Here is a 16,520-nt window from a genome sequence, read left to right on the forward strand (position 1 = left end):
GATGCGTGGCCGTTGTAGCCAGCAGCGGATGCGTGGCCGTTGTAGCCAGCAGCGGATGCGTGGCCGTACTCGCCAGCAGCGGATGCGTGGCCGTTCTTGCCAGCAGCGGATGCGTGGCCGTACTCGCCAGCAGCGGATGCGTGGCCGTTCTTGCCAGCAGCGGATGCGGATGCACGGGCGAGAGTGGTAACTACGCTTACCTCGTCCTGGTCAGAATATTTTGCGTTGGGATCCTGTACAACCTGCACGGCGAGTTCGGCCGCATGCTTCAGCCAGAAATGCTTCATAACGAAATCGTACGCTTCACGGAAAGTCCCGGTGACAAGCACGGTGCAGGAAGGGAATTTTACTTTACCATCCAGTTGACGGATGTCCTTTTCCTCTACCTCCAATGCAAGCCATTTCGCTCCTGGCTCTTTATATTTCAGACCGAAGTTGCCCTGGGCCCATAACCAGCCGTGCAAGCCGTTGCCGCACTCTTTATTGTCGCGCCAGTCGGGGCATGAAACCGGCCCGGAGGTCGCCCATACGAAATTGCTGTGGCTGGACATGTCGGGCTTACATGAACGCAATACGAGGACTTTCCCCGTAGGGAGGGTGTAATTTTCCATAATTGTATTGGTAGAATTAAGGTTTGGAATTACCTCCGGAAGAGGCTGTTTATACTTGTTTGAATTGCTCCTGGATTAGGTTGATGCACATCTGGTTGCTGACCTCGTCGCGCAGGAATGACGGGAGATCTACCCAGTTTTTGAAGCCATCAACGTAGAACGCTACATCGGCATCGCCGTGGTGGTGGTAATCGCAGATGTATCCGGCCTGCAGGAGGAGTTCCATGAGCACGTCGGCGGCCAACTCCATATCTTCCTGCGGAACGCCTTTCCAGTCCCACGCGATGAACAGGCTGGCACCTTCGGCGCCGATGATGTAGTCGATAATCTGGATCATGCACGTTTCTTTTTACGGGTTTTGGCTGTTTCAGGCTTCCGGATGCCGCACATCAGGCGCATACGGAGGTTCGCGGCGTCTTCCTCCAGTGTCGAGTTCCTGCGCCGCCGGGCGGGTGCGGCCGATTTCTCGGCCTGCACCTCTACCAGCAGCAGGTCAGCGATCTTCCGGAGCGCCAATATGTTTGCTTCGAGTCTGTCAATTCGTTTAGAATCCATCGGTCAGAGGTTTTGGATTTCAGCGTTCTGTTTGGCCACGATCCGGCGCGCCTCTCTCACCACAGCCTTCAAAACCGTATGATTCCGGCGCCGTCCGTTCAGGGATTCATTCACCGAGGCATTGCGCAGGTTAAGGCGGCGGCAGATCTCCGACACGTTCACCTGCTGGAGGAGTTCCTTAAATTCTTCTTTCTTGTCTTCAGGAATCATACGTATTATGATTTTTGCGTACTTTCACGTGTAATTATTCAGTAACGCCGGTGTAGCTTTGCCGTGCGATTACAGTACAAATAGACGAAACTTCATTGAAATTTCAATGTAATTTCAGTTGAAAGTTTGTTAAACTTTTGTTGGTTTTATTGAACCAATTTTAATATGAAGGACTTCAGCAAGTACATTATCGAAAAAAGAAATACGTTACTCCTTACACAGGAAGAACTTGCTAATTATTTAAAGGTTGATAAACGAACGATACACAACTGGGAAAATGGTGCGGCACCTCGAGAAAAAACCGCACATGTCATAAAGAACGCGATTGAGGAGCTTGAGCGTAATCCGGGTTTGCTGCGAGAGGAAACCGCTACTGATCCTGAAAAAGCGGCATTAAAAAAACTGGTTGCTGCTCAAGAGGAGCTTCTGGAGAACTTTCGCCAGTTCGTTATCGCTCAACTCATTAGAATGGAGGCGATTGAATCAGTCAACGCGGAAAGAATTGCAGAGTTAAATTTGAAAGTTGATCAGCTGGCAAAATCCGAAAAGGGCATAACGATCCTAGGGAGCAAGTTATCGCAGGAGCTTGACCGATCAAAAGCGGACGTTGAAGATAAAATTCGAGAGATAAAGAAGGGCTTAAAGCTGCTGTAGAGCTGGTTTTCCTTCCTTTTTTCTTGCGGCTCATGTCGTACAGTTTTGGAGGTTAACACAGTGTAATAGGTAGTAGGTTCAACAAACATAATATCGCAGTGCGCATTGGATATGCGTATATAAAGTTAAAAATACCATGAAGTACATTCGATTAACTGTTTACCTTTTTTTGACAATCATTTCGGGTTGTGCTCCAGGGGGCAAGATTGTGAAGCAGAATTATCCCACCCCGTTTGAATTTACGTTAACTGAAACATCCGCCGACAAGAAAGATGAACTATTTGTTCGAGCTTTCGAATGGGTATCAAAATCATATGGCTCTGCAAAGGCTGTCGTAGACATGCATGATAAAGAAGCCGGTAAAATCATCGGTAAAGCGATGATGTCATTTCCTAAAAGTCCTTTCGGAACTATTGCGTACGTTATGTCGATTGATGTTCGGGATGGTAAATATCGCATGGTAATTTCAGATTTTAGGCATTCGGGTAGGGAATTGACTTCAGCATACGGCCCCTCAGTAGGAACAGAGTATGGCGATCTAAATCAACCAATATACATGAGACGATTCCCAGGCGACGCAAAAAAGACTGAAGACAAGGTATTTTATAGTGTTAAAAACTACGCCATGTCAGAAGCGCAATTAATTCTGGCAGCTTTTAACGAGAAGATGAAAACCAAAGACTCTTTTTAAGTTCACAAAAACAGGTATGCTAAACTATGAAAACAGTATTATTTGTACTTCTTTTCTCCCCTATATTCGTTTTTGCACAATCTGAGACCAAAGGCCTTGGAGTGTCTGTAGGCTTTCACACCGAAAAGTGTTTAAACACAGACCTGTTCTTCGAACTCAATAAAAATCGGTTTCATATAGGAGCTACATATCAATTTACCGACAAAGAAGGTAAGGCCGACCGACATGATAACAGGGTGTACCCTCCGGGCTTTGCCGGTATTAAAGATTTTTTTTATAGTATCGACTTGGGATATAGTCGATTTGTGTGGAAAGGGGTTAATGTGCAGATAGTTGCTAGCGGAGGAGAGAAATACGACTACGTAAATCAAGGCTCTAACCATCACGTGTTTAATGAAAAAACTGTTTTTGGTGCTGGTGGCTATGTTGGATATCAGTACAAGGTTGTTGAGGTTTTTGCTGGAGGCCATTCATTGAGAGGCGCGGGCGGCGGGATTAGGTTAAATTTTGGACTGAAGAGGTAGTAAACTTTACACAAACAAGTTTGCGCCCTCAACGGGAGGGTCAACGAAGGAGTAAAAACATAGATCATATAAAGTAAAATCGACGTTCTTTACATCAACAAAACCAGTTAGTTACAACTTTTCGGAGGTCTGGCGAAAAAATCAAGGGTTCGAATCCCTTCTCCTCCGCAAGCTTTAAATGCTCATTGACTTCGGTCTTTGGGCATTTTTTGATTTGGGGCTTTTCCTGCAATCCCCCCATGCCGGTTTTGATTCATCATCCCCCGAACCCGTCCAACATATCCAGCGAAGGCACGAAAAACAAAGTGCCTGTTTGTGCCGTACTGAAATCCAGTATCCGGTCGTAGTTGCCTGGAGGATTACCGATGAACATATTCTTCAGCATCCGCTCAACCGTCGAAAAAGTGCTGGCATAGCAAATGAAATAAGTTCCCATTTCGTTGGTGGCCACATTTCCGAAAGGCATATTATCCCGAACGACCTTGAAATCGTCGCCGATATTGGCCAGCGCGATATGGGAATTGGCGGGTTTTACCTCATCGCTCATTTCAATGTCGTCTTGCTTCGAACGGCCGATCACTTTTTCCTGCTCTTCCACCGAAAGCGATTTCCATGCATCGAGCTGATGCAGGTATTTTTGCACGAAAAGATAACTTCCACCCTTGTAACCGGCATCCTCATCTCCTACTACCGCAAAAAATTCACGGTCCGCACCATGCGGATTCTCCGTTCCGTCCACAAATCCCAGGATAGACCGGCTGTCCCAATACCGGAAGCCCTGCACTTCCACGGCGCATTCTGCGACCTCTTTCATATGCGCGGAAATAGCCGAAGCCATGTCGTAGGCGAGGCTTTTCTCATCCGCCCGGATATGAAAATGCAGGTCGCCTTTCGTTGACACGGCAGTATGTTTACCGCCGCTGATGGCTTCAAAATTCCGCAGTTCGCGGGGCAAAGGCTTTGGCAACGCCAGTTTCAGCCATGCGTCGTACCCGATCCCCAGCACGCAACTTGCTTTTGCATCCGGGAAACGGTCGAGGGCGGAGTTGTTAAGATTGATCACCAGGGCACAAACCCTTTGGAAAACGGCCGTCACTTTTTCCGCCGGAGCGTTTTCCCTGAAGTTCCAAACCAGGAACCAGGTATTATTGTTGGGGTAGTCGGTAACATTTTGCGTGTGTATGGTCATGGCCAATTCCGGATTATGCGAAAATGAATGTACGAAAGTATGGCGATTTAAATTGAACCTCCCGCCGGGAAACAGCAAAATCCAGGCACAAAAAAGGCCTGTCCGTAAACAAGCCCTTTAGGTGGAAAATCCAGATATTGTTTTATGCTGCCGACTGATCGTCAACCTCACCATCGGGCGCATTTTTCTTCACCGAATCTATCCCGCCGTCGCGGCTCGCTTCCGAGGAATATTGCTGGCTGGTGCCGATGATCTGGCCGTTGGCGGCTTTCAGGTTGAAGTAGAATTTTCCGCCGGCGTTCGTTTTCCGCTCGAAACGCTCGTCTTGCCGGGCGTTGTTGCGAACGGAATCGATGCCGTTCTGACAGGCTGCTTTAGTAGAATATCCTTCGCTGGTGAGGATAACTTCGCCGTTACCGGCTTTCAGATTGAACTGAAATTCTCCGTTCGATCTTTTGGTGATGACAAATTTACTCATAGGATGTTGTTTTAGTTGATTCGAAAGTTAATAAAAATAAACTACCATTACTACTGACATAGGGTTGTCTCACCCCATTATTTTATTTGCATCAAAATTAGTCCCCATGGAAAAAATGGACCTTGCAAAAAAGTACAAAACCTATTACAGCGCCGCTTCCAAACCGGAAATCGTGGACATCGGCCCGGCGCACTACCTTTCCCTGACCGGTTCCGGCGACCCTTCCGGCGAAGCGTTCGCCGCCAATATTGCCACGCTCTATCCGGTGGCCTACGCCATTAAATTCCGCTGCAAAGCGCGCGAAAACGATTTTACCGTAGCCAAGCTCGAGGCACAGTGGTGGTTCGACATGGACGCCTATCCCGGCCTTACGATGGCCGATGCGCCGGCCAGGGTGCCGCGGAGCGAATGGTCGTACCGGTTGCTCATCCGGCTTCCCGATTTCGTAACGGAAGAAGATGTTGCCGCCGGTATTGCTGCGGCGGAGAAAAAAGGGGTGGAAAAGGCGAAAGACGTACGATTGTTCCGCATGCATGAAGGAAAATCGCTCCAGATGCTGCATAAAGGGCCGTTTAGCCGTGAAGGAGAGTCGCTGCAAGTGATGCACGAGTACATGGTTGCCCAAAACCTTTCCCACAACGGGTTACATCACGAAATCTACCTTTCCGATTTCCGGAAAACCGCCCAGGAAAAATTGAAAACGATTTTGCGGGAGCCGGTCAGATAATCCGCTCATCCGCTCCTTCCCGCTGCAGGAGCCAATTTCCGAGTTCCGGTACATTTTGCGGCCCTGCGCCGGGTTCGATCAAACGGGCGGTGGCGGTACAGATTTCCGCGGGCGACATGCCCTGCTCTCGCATGAACCGGATGGAAGTGTCTCCGGCGGATTTGGAGAGTTTGTGGCCTGAGGGGCCTTCCAGCAGGGGGTGATGCCAGAAAACGGTCTGCGGGAACGGATTGGGCGGCAACAGCGACGCAAGATAGAGTTGGCCGAGGGTCGAAGGCAGGAGGTCTTCGCCCCTCACCACCAGGTTTACGCCGAATTGAAGATCGTCGGCCACGGAAGCCAGCTGGTACGCGGGCTCTCCGTTTTTCTTGCGTACTACGAAGTCGTACATGGAAGACGGCAGCCGCATGGGTGGGCGCAACTTCCCGATGGACTGCATGGGAATGATCGCATCCGGGTCGGTGATGAGCCGCCAGGCTACGCCTGGCTGATCGAGCGGGATATTTTTATGGCGGCAGGTGCCGGGGTAGTTGCCGTCTACCAGTTGCGCGCGCGAGCAATCGCAGGCGAAGATGTGGCCGCCTGCGCGGAGGGTTTCCAGGAATTCGGCGTAGCGTGCCATCCGCAGGGATTGGGACCAGTTGCGGGTGAAATCTTCCGGATCGTGGGGGCCCTGGTGCCAGGGGATGTGCATGTGGTGGAGGGTGTCGAAAATGTCCTGGAGGTACGCGGGGCGGAGACGGTCGCGGTCGAGATCGTCGATACGGAGGAGGACCTTCGCCTGGAGGCGGTCTGCCAGTGCGATGGTGGCGGCGAACGACAGCAGGTTGCCCACATGCAGGAATCCGCTGGGCGTGGGGGCCAGTCGGGTGAGGCGGGGTGCCTGGGCGATGTGGGAAGTGTCGGAAAGCGGCATAAAAAAAATGATTTGTAAAATTACGGGACTTGTCGCTATATTTGCAACCCGGTTAACGGAATGGATCGGTAGTTCAGTCGGTTAGAATGCCGCCCTGTCACGGCGGAGGTCGCGGGTTCGAGTCCCGTCCGGTCCGCAGAAGGGGACAAATCATGTAAAAAGTGATTGTCCCCTTTTTCGTTTTTAGCCAGAACCCGCTGTAGTTGGGCGATACGGACGAATAGGGGATTGATGTTTTCGGTTCGATAACCCTGTTTTTTGCGGTCGTAGAAAATTCCGGTTGGGAAGATGAGTTTTTGTAGTTTTTCTTTCTGCTCGATTTCGCTGGAAAGCCATGTGGTAGGCAGTCTGGAGCTAAATTCAACGACCGATTTTACCTTCTCTTCCAGGTTCGATATTGTTACCTGACATTTTCCGAGTTCGAGGCTGATTTCATCCCTTTCTTTTGCGTATCGGAAGGCGAGTTTTTGGAAGGTTTCTTTGGTCATTTCGCTCAGGGCGTAATACTTCTCTTCGATGGCATCTATCTTCTTGTCCACTTCTTTCAGACGTTCGGTGTAAGATTTTCTCTTGTTCCCTATTCCCGGCGGTTGATTCGTGGTACGCCTCGATTAGCGCCTGTTCTACATACGGGATGCAGTTTTCATCTACGGAAAGCGCTTCCAACAGTTTTATGAAGTCATCATGCATTAGTTTGGCGCTACGGTTACAACGGCAACCGACCCTGTTGCATTTATAGTACCAAAGGTTTTTCGCCTTTACGACGTACCCAGTGAAGGGGATTCCACATTCTCCGCAGCGGATGAAGTTCTTCAAGGGCAAGGCTGCTTCTTCTTTTTTGTGGGGCACTCCGTAGCCTTGAGCCTTTTCATTGATCCCGTTGATCTTTAAGAACAACTCCTGGGAAATCAGCTTTTCGTGTTTCCCTTCTACCACCTTTCCGTCCAGCAGACTGTGATTGATGATACCGCAGTAGAAAGGGTTTTGCAGGATTTTCGTGAGCTGTTGCTTGTACATCTTTACGCCCATCGCCCGCAGGCGGGTGACAATTTCTTCATTTTTCATTCCTTCGGCTTTCCACACGAACGCTTTGCGGATCTTCCTACCGATATCATTCACACGGATCTTCCGCTCTCCACCCGACCGCACTATCTCGTAGCCCTGAGGCGGCAGCGTTACCCATATGCCGGCCTCAAACTTCTGCCGCATGTTGATAATGGTACGCTGTCGGCGGACTACGTTATCGTGTTTGCTGAAAATTAGGTGGATATCCTGTTGGAAGGATCCGTTGGGATTGGAGGTGTCAATGGGCTGGGTGACTGAAATGACATGAATCCCATATTGCTCCAAAAGATCGTCCTTTAGCTTGATCGCGGCGCCGCCCGTCCGGGAGAACCGATCGAAAGAGTAAACGAACAGGTATTTAATCCGCCCTTTATTGACCGCGATATAGTCCAGCATCCGTTGGAATTCCTTTCGGCCGTCGGTCTTGGCGCTTTCGTAGGTGCCGCCAAAGTATTCCACGATGGGAATTTTAAGATTGGCGGCCTCCCGGTCAATCAGCGCCTTTTGCGTGGATAGGCTCATGTTGTGTTCGTATTGCTCTTTGGAAGAAACCCGTGTGTAGGCGATGCTATTGTTCACCAAGACGGCGGGGGCACTGCTTCTGGAGGGCTTTGCAAACTTTGAGAAGGAGTTTAGAGATGACATGTTCTTTCAGTTTTAAGTAAAACCTATTAGGCGGCGGCTTTGACGGACTCCTTAGGGAGATTTACCACCGTATTCTTTTTGGGTAAAGCCAATAGGATTTTGGTCAAGAGTTTTATACTATCAATTAGTCCCTCCTTCTGATCATCTGTCAAATGACCGAAGGAGGGATTTTGGCGGAGGGATTCAGTCCAGTCGGCGTGCGGGATTTTTGGGTTCATGGCATTTTTCTAGCAATATGCCCCTTCTTAAATAGTCTGTTCCGGGTTTTGCCTGGATTGTCCTGAAACTTCCCGGCTTTTCACGGTAATTCATCTTTTTGATCATAGTCTTCAACTGGAATTATCGAACGTTTTCAATCATTTCCAAACATTTTCAAACATTTTCAAATAGTGCGTAAATGTTTTCAAATCGTGCCCTAACCCGGTTCGGATCAATTTGCCCTTTTCGTTGCGTCTTTTGGGGGAGAAACGGCATAGGTTACCGAATTCCATAAAGTTGATTTGAGGGTAATTGACTCATAACTGATTGGGATGCCGGGATATACTAACGGACTGATTGCTTCGAAATGGAGGGTGAGGAAGGCTCCTTTGATTGAAGGGTTGACTTCTTGCAGCAACTTGAACATTTCGGTCATCACTAACTCCAATTCCTCGCGGTTTTTAATGATTAAGTTTGTCATAACCAAGGATTAAGGTATTGATGGCTGTGTTTTCGTCTTTCCGTTCTTTGATGATTTGCTCGGTAAATACCTGCATTTCGTGCATTAAGGAGAACGCGATTTTAAAGATGATATCTTCTTCCGGCTTTCGAATTAGCCTTGAATAGGCGAGGCTACGTGTAAAGGTCTGGTCGCTCCAGCCGAGTTCCTTACAGACCTCTTCTTTGAATCTTCGGGCGAGCTGGCTGTGGGCGTAGAAGAAAAAATAGTGCTTGGAGAGGCAGTAGCCTAGCTGGTCGGTCAACTTGACTTTCATAAATAGTGGAAATGAATGGGTGAGAAAATGGGGTGCCTGGGAACTAACGAACAAAAAAATGGCGTGGGTTAGTTCCTACCGGCCTGAGGGCTACGACACCCCGTACGAGATAAGAACGCCCACACCAGTATGATGCAGGCGATTTACCTTATACTCTCGTACGGTCAGAAGGTCGTAGTTTCAGGCGCGAGTGTAAAAGCAAATTCGCTTGGTTATATTATGGATTGCAAATGTAAAAATTACGATGTATTCATATCATGTGAATTTTTTCCTTATTACTGCAATATATGGGGAATTTTTGAATCTACCTAATTAGTGCCGACCTAATTGAATCTGGTGCAATTCGGTAGGAAAGAGCAGATTTACAGTATGTCAGAGAAGGTAAAGGCAAAATCCAGTCAACCCGAAGATCGTCAAAGAGAAATGGCCCGCCTGGTGGGCGCCCGCATCCGGGAACTCCGGATTGCGAAGGGGTATTCCAGTTATGAAGATTTCGCTTATAAGCATGATATGGGTACTAGCCAGTTTGGGAGGTATGAGCGTGGGGATACGTTTATTCAATTGGATACGCTGGTGAGGGTAATTGATGCTCTTGATACAAACTTCTTTGAATTTTTCAATGCACCAGTTTTTCGTGGGTAGAAATAATTCAATAGTTAGTTTTTGAAACTAACCAAACCAAATAATATTATATTTATTCAACTTATGAATTAATCCCTTCAAAATAATATATTACATTCCCATAAAACCCCATAATACACTCCAACTCAAAATTAGGAACATATAAATTTATATACCTAACCCTTTATTTATGGCCAAATTGCATTCCACATCTAGTGATGAAAAGAAATCTACCTACAAATTCTATATTGTCAATTTAAAGATTAGAAAAATTTCCTCTGAAGTTGAATTAACACCCACTGAGTATTCTCAATTGTTTAGAGAGTTTTATGATGCAGCAATTCAAGGAAAATCAAGTAGACAAAAAGAATGTGTGTTGATTTCCCGCGTTGAGCAGGAAATTAAGGGAAGAGAACCTCTTTTCTGGGGGCAAATTGCTGAAGTTACAAATATTAATAACAAAAGGTGGTTTAATAAAGCTAAGAAATCATTAGATAATTCTTTTAAAATACCAGATCAATATGCAGCAAATGCGAGAATTACAGAATATGTATTTATTCCATTAGTCCATCGTTTTTGCTATCAATTTTCAAGTGCCAATTACATAAATCCATATTCGGTTAGAAAATTTCTTCAAAACGGGTTTGGAACTCTTTTACATGGGAGATATGTAGTTCAGGTAGATGTTGAGACCGATGACTCAACCATCCAGCGAATCTTAGATGCTCAGCAAATTGAGAAAATATGGGTGAAAATCAATTACTCAAATAATGATTTTAGCAAAGAATTGCAGGAGTTTATCGAGGATGATTTAAAATCATCTAATGTTGGCGAAATGGAAATTAAGGCTTCAAGAAAGGAGCAAAATTCAATTGAAGTAAATAAAAGTAAAATACTTAAAGGTGCCTTACTTACAGCGAAATCCAATGGTGAGGCGGAAGCTACAATTGTATCCAATGGCAAAAAGGAAAAAATTAAAACCAAGTTTTCGCCGAACCGATTAAATTTTATTACGACATTCGAAAATAGAATTGTTAACCTCTATAAAACTGTAATAAATGAGTTCCGCGAATCGAAATTATAAAAGTGGAGAAGAGTTATTACAAAGTTTAATTATGAATATCCGCGGTATTGTTAAAATATCGCAGCTTTACACTAATCCGCTAAAACCAACCCTTTTTAAAGCCGCATTCTGGCTTTGGATCATATTATTGTCAATATTAATTTTATGTAGAATTCCCCCTTTTTTACTAATAATCGAAATAAAAGATTTACTAATTTCTTTACTCCCTGGCATCCTTGGATTTACAATTGGGGGATACTCTATTTTGATTGGTTTTACGCAGCCAGAGTTGATCAAAAAAATATCTGGACCTAGAAAGGATTCGATATTTAGCTTATATCAACTTGCAAGCGCGTCCTTTGCCAGCAATATCTTAATACAGGCATTTGTCCTCATAATGGCTTATCTAATTCACATTATTACATGGATCGATCTGCATAAAAAAGTGATATTTAAAAGTACAGATTACCTAATTCTGCTAGTAAATTGGGCTATTTTATCAATATTGCTATTGGGGTTTATCACTTCTATAATTGTTATCATTCAACTAATAGTGAATGTTTTTAATTTTTCCCAATTATATCATTATAACATTAACAAAACGCATTTAGACAGCCTCAAGGATGTGAAATCCAATGAAATAGATTCGAATATATAGAATCCAAACAACAGCTTCTACTTGATCAAATTTACTTTACTCAACCCAATGCTGTATTCCGCTCAAAAATGACTTATACCAAAAAAAATCTTGTTTATGCCCGACTTTTACATGCCTAGTGACGCAACATTGGGGATCTTGCAAGGATTGCTACAGGGATTCTGGATAGAGAAAGATAAAGATGGGATTGTTGTAATATTAATAAAACTTGAGGCCTCTCTATTAAACAGTATTATTACCGGATGTATACTTGAAGTAGTACTACGAAATCCTCATGCAAAATCTAGAAGCTGTACTTTATATGTCCATGACATTCCCAATAACCCATTTTATGTTTCTTGGCAGGAATTTAGTAATCCAGACCCTAATTTGCACGATTTTGATCAAATAGCAATTGAATTAGCAAGGTCTTCAGAAGTCAGGGTAGTTTTATTCAATGAACTTACCCATCCCATTTTTTCCGTCCTTCTAAAAACAGCATTGCCCAGTTACACTTTAGAGTCCTGGTTATTTAAGGTGTATAACGATGAACTCTATAGAGGCATCAAGAATGATCCCGACGGTAACTATCATCCGGAAACCCCGATTATAGGATTCCCAATTAAAATATTAAATCAAGATCATTCATCTGTTGAAAAATTAATATTAATATCTCCAGAATATGAAGAGGAGTGGCGCGAAAAATGGGAGCAAAACAAGGGTGTATTTCATCTTAAGGATTTTGAAGGAGATGGAAAGCATGGATATTATCAAGAATTTTCCATTATGAATTATTTGGCTCGATTTTTTGCACCAGAGAAGGAATTCTTTGTCGGTCCAGTCAAATCAGATGGTAATGAGTTCACTGATTTTGTTATCTGCGGTTCGGAAGCTGCATTATTAATAGAATCAAAATATATTATCAGTAATAAACAAACAAAACGTAATTCAGCTCTATCAAAAGCTATTGAACAGCTAAATAAAGCAGAAGAATCTATTTTAAATGGGAGCTTAAACTTAGTAGATCTCGAATTGACTAAGAAATTGATAGGTGCGAAGTTTATAACGAAAATTTGCTTGGTGAACGATAAAACCATACTTTCAGATACAACTGATCGCAATCTCCTAACCAAGTATTCTAAAAAGCAACTACCGTTGTTTATTTCAACAACTTCATTTTTTCAAATAGTAGGAACAATTAAATTACAACAGAATAGCCGTCTAGTACCGAGCTTATTGTTTAGTATGTATTTGAATTATAAAAAGTATTTAATTTCTGATTCGAAAATTTGCTATATACGGGAATTTGAAATTATAAACAGTAATAATAGGAGTGATATTGAAAGTCCCAATGACGAAATCTAGTATTTAAATATTTAGCTAGGTTCAGTGTTTTCGTCTGTTGTAATTAATACAGCCTCTTTGATCAGTTCGTTCATTCTATTTATGTAATCTTTAGTATTTTTCTTGTGCGTTTTATAGAAGACCATTTCATTCTCAAAGTAATCTCGGACCTTGTCAAAAATGTTATCTAGAGTAAATAAAATCTTAAACTGTTCTAAGTTATAAAATTTGTCTTCAAAGGTGTAATGTTTAGTTAGGCTAACGATTAAATCTTCAATTGGATAAACTTGCTCAGTAATCATTTCTCCCATTTCCAGTTCTCTGTCAACTTCAAAAATGTAATCTCGTTTAAGTTCTTTAATGACTTTTATATATTTCCTTCCCGTTTCATTTCGAACATTTACAATTTTACTTATAGTATCGAGAAGTTGATGGCTTTTCCTATATAAGGAAAAGTCGTTATCAAAAAGAGATAAAATTTCTCTCGTTATTGTCGAAGAGTTAATGGAAAAATTTAATAGTGAGATATGTGTAATAAATTGGTTGGGTGTAAACCAATGCCATAATCTACTCCCTGGGTAATATTCATAATACCTTTTCCTCGCAGCAAACATTATCTGATCCCAGGAAACAAAAATTGGCTCATTTACAGATACCTCTTCATCAAATAATATCGAAAGCATGTTAGCATCGTTGTTGATAGTCGGATCAGGACGTTCTTTTTCCTTTTCAAGTAAGCAATCCCTAATTACCTGCTTAGATGCTTCAAATTCATCCGCTTGCCCATGAAGAGCGTAGGAGTACGTTTCGATACCTATGCTTTTTAATCTTTCTTGCAAGAGTCCATCTGCAATATTGAAAAACCGCTTGTGGAAGGCGTCGCTTTCTTTTAACTCAAAACCATCATATATGAACTCGCTTAATGAATCAATATTATCTGGTAACAAATCCTCCGATTTGAGATAAAGATAGTAGTTAAAAAAAACGTTGTTTGATCCACCTAGCCCATCTAAAAGGCCACTTTCTTCATATGGAATGAGCAATAGAGCTTCTTTTAAATGATATGCTACTTCATTTACATAATTGTGATAAAACTGAAGTGAAATGCCGTTTTGCTTAATTTTAATAGTCAGCAAGTCTTTTACCGATTGATAAAAAGGATTTGGATAATCTGATTGTTCAAAATAGTAGCAAAGTGCATATAGCGCAATTTGAGTATCAACGAAAACAATTCTTTCAGCCTGATTTACATAGTTTCTAATTATGTCTGGGTTAGTGAAACTAGAAAATAGCTTGCCAGCACTAAGCCTTTGTAATATATCATTTTCCCGACAAGTCTCTAGTAATCTCTTGCAAAGCAATTTTGCCTTTTCTGAACTCCCAGAAGCAATTCTTTTTATGTAATTGAAGAATTTTTTAAAGCTTGTTAGTGTTTCTCCTTCCTCTAGATTATATGCTTTATCTAGTATTTCTTGTTTGTCCACATTGAAGTTACTTTCAAACAAGATTCGGATTTGGTCAATCACTTGAGCCGAAAAGTCTGTCTGAACACCGAATTTTTCAAGTAACATCTTGATGTCTGCGTCCAACTTTTGCTCTTGCAACAGAAACTGAGCTTTTAATGCATCAATTCGGCTTACTTCGTCCTTTGCCAAGATAAACTCCCCGTTCTTTGTTGAACTTGCGATTAGTACGCCGCTGTCTATTAAAGATTCGAAGATCCTCCCAAAAAAACGACTATCACTATTCCCAAAATGTTCGCAGCATAGTGAAATTATTGAAGCTCTGTCAACTATGTCTTGCTGGTATATTTTATGAATGATAAAAAACTTAATGATCTGATTTTTTATTTCTGCCGTACGACTACCAAATGAAATAAAGTCATACAACATCCTGTCATTTTCAGAAACGTTATCATCTTTTATTGGATCTAATCCGTATTGAACCCTAATTACATCTGAGATTTCTGGAAATCTTTTAGCAGCCGCAGCGATTTTTTTGGGATCAATTATCTGCAATCTTATTTTATGTTTTGAAAATGCAGCTAATTCAAGTTCGTTTACTTTTTCTTCAGAAATTGGATGTGAATAGAAGAAATACAATGTGTTTTGATAGTCAAAACTTTCGACGTTGGCTACTGCATTTTTTACTTCTTTTTCTATTTTTCCCTCAATCCCTCTTTCTTGAATTGTAACTTGGATTTGAATCTTTAGCTTGGTATTATCTTGAAATATTCTGATATCATTACCGCCATCATTAGTTCCATCTGTAAGAACCAAGTCCTCAATATTCCACACGTTTTTAATATAGGTTTCAACAACCTTATCAAATTGAATTTCGTCGAAATCCTTAATCCACTTTATGTAATTTCGGGTTAAGTCGTTCATTATAAATTATAAATTTACTATATATGAATATTTGCCGGATATGCTAAAGTTATACATTTTTGATGCGATAATGACTCAGGAGGTAAACGTATTTTTTACGTGAAAGTTTAATTTATCCGGCCCAAATAGAAATGTTTGATTGAAAATTTATGATAAAAAATAATTAATTGATATGGTTGAATTCGACCTCTGCTTTTGGGAAGAGTGTCTTATATAAGGTCCATTTGTATTTATTATAATATAAATCAACAATATAATCTGGGTAATTTTAGATCAAAAGTTCGATAATTGTCCCTCCCAGTCCGCAAATCATCTCAGAGACCCGCGCTTGGCGCGGGTTTTCTGTTTTAAGTCGAGTATTTAGTCGAGTTCCCTTCTGTTTTCAATGACCTTTACAATACAGCGGGTTGATGTTTTCGGTTCGATAACCGATCAAAAGGTTACGTTGAAAAGTTCGATAATCGTTCCTACAAACCCGCACGATTTAGAAGAGACCCGCGCAAGGTGCGTTACTTTATTATCAATCTACGCATTGGCTAGGCCATCCCCTGATATTCTCACCGACAATCAATAAACCATCGATAATCAGCAAAATAATTGTGGTTAACCCCTGGGTATAAAAATATCTTTGGAATGTAACGTAGTCAGTCTCGGCAATTGGAAGCAGTGAATGAACCCTGAGTAAATCGAAAACCCGAATTACCGTAACCCTCGAAAAAACGAATACCGCATGTTGCCCGGCATAACACCCAATCAAATTTATCGTCAGCAGGGAAGCTTCCCGACAGGCCATTTTGATGGGTTATTCCCCCATACCGCCATAAATTCCCGATATGCATGCCTATAAGGTCATTTATCATTTGAAAAAGATAAGCCAGAGCATCGGGCGGACGTCCACCGGAACGCCGAAAGAGCTCGCGCAAAAACTGAATATCTGTGAAAGGCAGGTTCACCGGTATATCCAACTGCTCAAGCGGCTGGGAGCTCCAATCGATTATTGCCGCAAGCGTAAAAGTTACTATTACAAAGTAAAAGGGCATTTCAGTGCTGAATTCACTCCATTCGAAGAAGAGAACATCCATTGATTGATGCAGGCGAAATTTGCCAGTTGGCTTTTCCTTTTGCTCCTGCCGATGGCAGGATTGATCCCGGCTGCATCGGCGCAACATGCCGATGCGCCACAGGCTGGACAACTAAGGGGCAGGGTGAAGGATTCAGTATATAACTAT

At 42.9% G+C, this 16,520-nt stretch carries 20 protein-coding genes and 2 tRNA genes; 11 read left to right on the plus strand and 11 right to left on the minus strand.

The features are described from left to right. The 4 genes from ACQKLP_RS23715 to ACQKLP_RS23730 form a co-directional block, all read right to left on the minus strand. The coding region (locus ACQKLP_RS23715) for a hypothetical protein (RefSeq protein ID WP_427325482.1) at positions 1-611 on the minus strand (611 nt) is incomplete at its 3' end. A gap of 49 nt (positions 612-660) precedes the next feature. After that, on the minus strand, positions 661-948 hold the full coding sequence (locus ACQKLP_RS23720; protein WP_427325484.1) for a hypothetical protein: 288 nt from the start codon (positions 946-948) through the stop codon (positions 661-663). After that, positions 945-1,166 (minus strand): hypothetical protein, encoded by a 222-nt coding sequence (locus ACQKLP_RS23725; RefSeq protein WP_427325486.1) that lies wholly within the window; start codon positions 1,164-1,166, stop codon positions 945-947. Before ACQKLP_RS23725 ends, ACQKLP_RS23720 begins: the two co-directional genes overlap by 4 nt. A 3-nt stretch (positions 1,167-1,169) precedes the next feature. After that, positions 1,170-1,376, minus strand: a complete 207-nt coding sequence (locus ACQKLP_RS23730; RefSeq protein WP_427325488.1) for a hypothetical protein — start codon at positions 1,374-1,376, stop codon at positions 1,170-1,172. A gap of 165 nt (positions 1,377-1,541) precedes the next feature. Between ACQKLP_RS23730 and ACQKLP_RS23735 the strand changes: the two genes are divergently transcribed. The 4 genes from ACQKLP_RS23735 (at position 1,542) to ACQKLP_RS23750 (ending at position 3,413) form a co-directional block, all read left to right on the plus strand. After that, on the plus strand, positions 1,542-2,030 hold the full coding sequence (locus ACQKLP_RS23735) for a helix-turn-helix domain-containing protein (protein WP_427325490.1): 489 nt from the start codon (positions 1,542-1,544) through the stop codon (positions 2,028-2,030). Between the two features lie 136 nt (positions 2,031-2,166). Then, a complete protein-coding gene (locus ACQKLP_RS23740) occupies positions 2,167-2,721 on the plus strand; it encodes a DUF4468 domain-containing protein (RefSeq protein ID WP_427325492.1) in 555 nt (184 codons plus the stop codon). Between the two features lie 26 nt (positions 2,722-2,747). Continuing rightward, positions 2,748-3,245, plus strand: coding sequence for a hypothetical protein (locus ACQKLP_RS23745; RefSeq protein WP_427325494.1), 498 nt, complete (start codon positions 2,748-2,750; stop codon positions 3,243-3,245). 45 nt (positions 3,246-3,290) lie between these two features. Further along, a tRNA-Ser gene (locus tag ACQKLP_RS23750) sits at positions 3,291-3,413 on the plus strand. 88 nt (positions 3,414-3,501) lie between these two features. On the opposite strand, the gene ACQKLP_RS23755 is transcribed toward ACQKLP_RS23750, so the two are convergent. Beyond that, entirely contained in the window at positions 3,502-4,434 is a 933-nt protein-coding gene (locus tag ACQKLP_RS23755) for a Dyp-type peroxidase (protein WP_427325496.1), read from the minus strand. Between the two features lie 142 nt (positions 4,435-4,576). Then, complete coding sequence (locus tag ACQKLP_RS23760; RefSeq protein ID WP_427325498.1) at positions 4,577-4,912, minus strand: YegP family protein; 336 nt, start codon at positions 4,910-4,912, stop codon at positions 4,577-4,579. A 106-nt stretch (positions 4,913-5,018) separates the two neighbouring features. On the opposite strand from ACQKLP_RS23760, the gene ACQKLP_RS23765 reads away from it, so the two are divergent. After that, complete coding sequence (locus ACQKLP_RS23765) at positions 5,019-5,639, plus strand: GyrI-like domain-containing protein (protein ID WP_427325500.1); 621 nt, start codon at positions 5,019-5,021, stop codon at positions 5,637-5,639. Here the strand turns inward: ACQKLP_RS23765 and ACQKLP_RS23770 are convergent. Next, on the minus strand, positions 5,632-6,555 hold the full coding sequence (locus ACQKLP_RS23770; RefSeq protein WP_427325502.1) for a glutamate--tRNA ligase family protein: 924 nt from the start codon (positions 6,553-6,555) through the stop codon (positions 5,632-5,634). The genes ACQKLP_RS23765 and ACQKLP_RS23770 overlap by 8 nt on opposite strands. 62 nt (positions 6,556-6,617) lie before the next feature. On the opposite strand from ACQKLP_RS23770, the gene ACQKLP_RS23775 reads away from it, so the two are divergent. Continuing rightward, positions 6,618-6,691: transfer RNA gene (locus ACQKLP_RS23775), tRNA-Asp, on the plus strand. Between the two features lie 296 nt (positions 6,692-6,987). Here the strand turns inward: ACQKLP_RS23775 and ACQKLP_RS23780 are convergent. The 3 genes from ACQKLP_RS23780 to ACQKLP_RS23790 all read right to left on the minus strand — a co-directional run bounded on the left by ACQKLP_RS23780 (position 6,988) and on the right by ACQKLP_RS23790 (position 9,239). Then, positions 6,988-8,265: a recombinase family protein gene (locus ACQKLP_RS23780; protein WP_427325504.1), complete on the minus strand. Its 1,278-nt coding sequence runs from the start codon at positions 8,263-8,265 to the stop codon at positions 6,988-6,990. 430 nt (positions 8,266-8,695) lie between these two features. Further along, positions 8,696-8,944 carry a hypothetical protein gene (locus tag ACQKLP_RS23785; protein WP_427325506.1) on the minus strand — a complete coding sequence of 83 codons (249 nt, stop codon included), beginning with the start codon at positions 8,942-8,944 and terminating at the stop codon, positions 8,696-8,698. Then, positions 8,925-9,239, minus strand: coding sequence for a hypothetical protein (locus tag ACQKLP_RS23790; RefSeq protein WP_427325508.1), 315 nt, complete (start codon positions 9,237-9,239; stop codon positions 8,925-8,927). The genes ACQKLP_RS23785 and ACQKLP_RS23790 overlap by 20 nt, the downstream gene beginning before the upstream one ends. Positions 9,240-9,608: 369 nt before the next feature. On the opposite strand from ACQKLP_RS23790, the gene ACQKLP_RS23795 reads away from it, so the two are divergent. The 4 genes from ACQKLP_RS23795 (at position 9,609) to ACQKLP_RS23810 (ending at position 12,925) form a co-directional block, all read left to right on the plus strand. Continuing rightward, positions 9,609-9,881, plus strand: a complete 273-nt coding sequence (locus ACQKLP_RS23795) for a helix-turn-helix domain-containing protein (RefSeq protein ID WP_427325510.1) — start codon at positions 9,609-9,611, stop codon at positions 9,879-9,881. A 169-nt stretch (positions 9,882-10,050) separates the two neighbouring features. Next, on the plus strand, positions 10,051-10,944 hold the full coding sequence (locus tag ACQKLP_RS23800) for a DUF4747 family protein (protein ID WP_427325512.1): 894 nt from the start codon (positions 10,051-10,053) through the stop codon (positions 10,942-10,944). Continuing rightward, positions 10,919-11,581: a hypothetical protein gene (locus tag ACQKLP_RS23805; RefSeq protein WP_427325514.1), complete on the plus strand. Its 663-nt coding sequence runs from the start codon at positions 10,919-10,921 to the stop codon at positions 11,579-11,581. Before ACQKLP_RS23800 ends, ACQKLP_RS23805 begins: the two co-directional genes overlap by 26 nt. Positions 11,582-11,677: 96 nt before the next feature. Beyond that, complete coding sequence (locus ACQKLP_RS23810) at positions 11,678-12,925, plus strand: hypothetical protein (protein ID WP_427325516.1); 1,248 nt, start codon at positions 11,678-11,680, stop codon at positions 12,923-12,925. Between the two features lie 11 nt (positions 12,926-12,936). Here the strand turns inward: ACQKLP_RS23810 and ACQKLP_RS23815 are convergent, their stop codons facing one another. Beyond that, on the minus strand, positions 12,937-15,291 hold the full coding sequence (locus tag ACQKLP_RS23815) for a hypothetical protein (RefSeq protein ID WP_427325517.1): 2,355 nt from the start codon (positions 15,289-15,291) through the stop codon (positions 12,937-12,939). Between the two features lie 833 nt (positions 15,292-16,124). Here ACQKLP_RS23815 and ACQKLP_RS23820 point away from each other — a divergent pair. Next, the gene (locus tag ACQKLP_RS23820; protein WP_427325519.1) at positions 16,125-16,376 is read left to right on the plus strand and encodes an HTH domain-containing protein; all 252 of its coding nucleotides are present in this window, start codon (positions 16,125-16,127) and stop codon (positions 16,374-16,376) included. Positions 16,377-16,520 lie beyond the last annotated feature (144 nt).

This window comes from Chitinophaga sp. NPDC101104 (assembly GCF_050277495.1).
In the GTDB taxonomy this organism is placed as follows: domain Bacteria; phylum Bacteroidota; class Bacteroidia; order Chitinophagales; family Chitinophagaceae; genus Chitinophaga.